Below are 2,882 nucleotides of genomic sequence, written 5' to 3' on the forward strand. Positions count from 1 at the left end.
AAGTCTTCCCAGTATGATTCATATTCAAAAACCATAATCTTTCCATAGGTTCCAGGCTTGGATTCAGCTGCTTCCCAACCTTCTGCCATGACCTGTTTTATTTCCTCGAATGTCACCCCGCGTTGTTGCATTCTCGATTCAATATGCGGGTGTAAATGATTCCTGTCTATATCAATTTTCGTGCTCATTCAGCAAGCCAATAAGTCCTCTTAGAAAGTCCTAACTCAACCCCAACATGCCAGAATCCAGCATTCTTCACCCTGAAATACCTCAAAAGGCTCTTTGTCAAGGACAAGGGTGTTACTGGAGCGCTATTGGGGCCAGGTCTCTGAGACCAGCAAGTTAGAAATTCTTAAATCCTGTTATTTTTTTTAAATAACTGAAGTCTTGGATGTTCTCTATTTCAAGAATCTGTTTAAAAGCAATATCCATAATTCCATTCTTAATATGGTCTGGCAGTTTGTTGACATCCTTCAAAAATTTTTTCTTGTAGGCAATTTTCACTTACTATACCCAGTAAGCTTAATGGCTTCTTCAAGATCAACCTCTTCGTCGTCCTGTACTTCTTCCATAGCTTTTCCCAAACCATAATCAATTATAATATCTTCAATTTTTTTAAAGGTCTGGTAGTCAAGAACAACGCTTTTTATATTCCCGCTCTGGTCAGTAATGTAGTCAGCTTGACTAAGCAAATTTTCTTGCATGGCTACAACTCCTTGTCCGGTTCTCATGCTTGCAAATAATTATTACATCCCAATCCACTTGGCAAGCACAAACAAAAACGCCCACAACTAAGCCTATATTAAGTTTGTCCAAGCCGCTTCATGGAATACAAACCCTCCACACCGCCGACAGGAGTAAATTTGCGCTCGTCCTTGGAGCCAAGCAGGTGCTTGACCTGGTCAAACACCTCCTGCACAAAGTCCTTGCCTCCGATGACTCCAGAATCGGTAAAATACCGGCATCTGTACCTGAAGCGCTCTACTCTGGAAATCTTGTAGCCTTTCTTCCTGGCCTTTTCCACAACCTTTTGATCAATGGTTTTGCCTTTGCCGGCATCCACAGCGCCGGTTTCATACACAAACTGCCTGTATTTGCGGACAATCTCTTTGTGGTCCAGCTCGTTCCATTCCTTGAGGCCAAAATCTATAGATAAGAATCCGTCTTTGTTTCCGGTCTGGGCATGATAACCAAGTGAACTCCAGCGGTAGTCTTCCGGCTTTTTGACTATTCCGGCTCGTATAGGATTCAGGTCTATGTAGGCCAGAAGATTAACCAGGCTCAAACCATCCTGGACAATCATACTTTTAAACCTATCCCCCCAGAAGAAACCCCTCCGGCCATACTTCTTATTGAAATACCTGGTAAACCCCTGCTTGATGTCCTTTACATAAGCCCCCAGGTTGGTCAGCCTTTTACGGTAGTCGGATATAAGCACCCCAGTCACATTAAGCTCATCTCCATAATACTTCTGCAGCCTTTCCTTGATTTCATCGTCTGTCGGATCAGATTCAGGATACATGCGGATTACCAGGTGGAAATGGTTGCCCATTAGGGCGAATCCCAGCACATCAACAAAATAGAACTGGGATAACTTCTTGATCAGGCCAAGCAGAAAATCATTGTCTTTGTCCTTGATGGGCAGGCCCTGCAAAGCAGTACGGGATATAACATGGTATACGGTTAGTTGGCTTTCTCGGATAAACCTGGCTATTCTTGGCATGGTGGACCTCCAGTAATGCTTGTGGTTGCTGGGTTGAGGGGAATATAGCGGAATTTGGAAGAAAAGGCAACTCAAAGAACCTGTCCCTTATATCTCCCCTTAGATGCAAGGCTTCTTCATATGTTAAATGGATGCTGATATGCTCCCGCCAGTTTTCAGGTGGAGGCGGACATCTCCAGAACCCGCCGGTCAGAGAAGTTCCGGCTGCATCTGAATCATCTCCCTGGCTGGAGACGTCGTCTGAAACACCCATGGATCTGATATTCAGGTCTTCTCTTCTTACTGCACACACAGCCCTGGCGTACTCTTCAAGGGACAGATGCGGATACCGAAAAATACCAAATGTCTTCAAACCGCTCCAATAAACACTGGATGGCTTGCGTTTCAGGTTTTTTCCGGCTGTTTCTCCGATCACGCCCTTTTCGCCACTTTTCAAAAGCGGTTCAATAAGTTCCAGTTCCATGTTATTGAGCTTTTGTATCAGAGCGTTTGGGGTGATGTTTTTCTGCTTCTCCAGTTCCATCAGAATATAAGGAACTAAAAAGAAATACTTGGCTCTGGTCTGAATGGTAGAAGTACCAGGGAACAGCCTGTTTGAAAATCCGTCCCTTATCTGCCCGATTCCAATTTCATCAACAGCCCCGGGTGCAGCAAGGGACTGAAGGACTGTCATGACTTTACGGCGATGTTCCGGGGAATAATCGATCCAGCCTATCTGAAGCGGGTTTCCTGATGTGTTGAACATAATCATCCTCCAAGCCTGATGCTTTAAGTATATTCAAGGTATGCCGGAACCTGCCCGAGACAGTTCCTTCAACTCATTTCCTGCACAAATTGCAGAAGGGCACTAAGCACTTTGACCTGTAAGCATTCAGGGGGGTCCTCAATGGTAGTTCCTGGTATAAGGCCTGGGGACTGTCCCCGCTATATAATGATTGTGCAGATTCAACAAATTTCGCGCCTGTACTTTTTGTATTTGTGCAGGAAAAGTGTCGCGGGGACTGTCCCCTGGCCGGCACCTGCCCCCTGAATGGTTACCTACTCAAAAAGCCTGGAAATGGTGCGTCCCTGACTACCATCATCTAAGGTTTTGAAAGCCTGAATCTCTATCTGTTCAGCGCCTGTAACAACATAGTATCTTTGAAGCTCATCAAAGTAA

The 2,882-nt window shown here is 45.0% G+C and carries 4 protein-coding genes; all 4 read right to left on the reverse strand.

Going from position 1 to position 2,882, the window contains the following annotated elements:
• The coding region (locus QZP87_RS03655; protein ID WP_291321559.1) for a hypothetical protein at nt 1-188 on the reverse strand (188 nt) is incomplete at its 3' end.
• 312 nt (nt 189-500) lie between these two features.
• Nucleotides 501-704 (reverse strand): hypothetical protein, encoded by a 204-nt coding sequence (locus QZP87_RS03660; protein ID WP_291321560.1) that lies wholly within the window; start codon nt 702-704, stop codon nt 501-503.
• A 98-nt stretch (nt 705-802) separates the two neighbouring features.
• On the reverse strand, nt 803-1,723 hold the full coding sequence (locus tag QZP87_RS03665) for a transposase (protein WP_291321561.1): 921 nt from the start codon (nt 1,721-1,723) through the stop codon (nt 803-805).
• Nucleotides 1,620-2,468: a DUF6361 family protein gene (locus QZP87_RS03670; RefSeq protein ID WP_291321562.1), complete on the reverse strand. Its 849-nt coding sequence runs from the start codon at nt 2,466-2,468 to the stop codon at nt 1,620-1,622. The genes QZP87_RS03665 and QZP87_RS03670 overlap by 104 nt, the downstream gene beginning before the upstream one ends.
• Nucleotides 2,469-2,882: the final 414 nt, after the last annotated feature.

This window comes from Desulfonatronospira sp. (assembly GCA_003563255.1).
Classification (GTDB): Bacteria; Desulfobacterota; Desulfovibrionia; order Desulfovibrionales; family Desulfonatronovibrionaceae; genus Desulfonatronospira.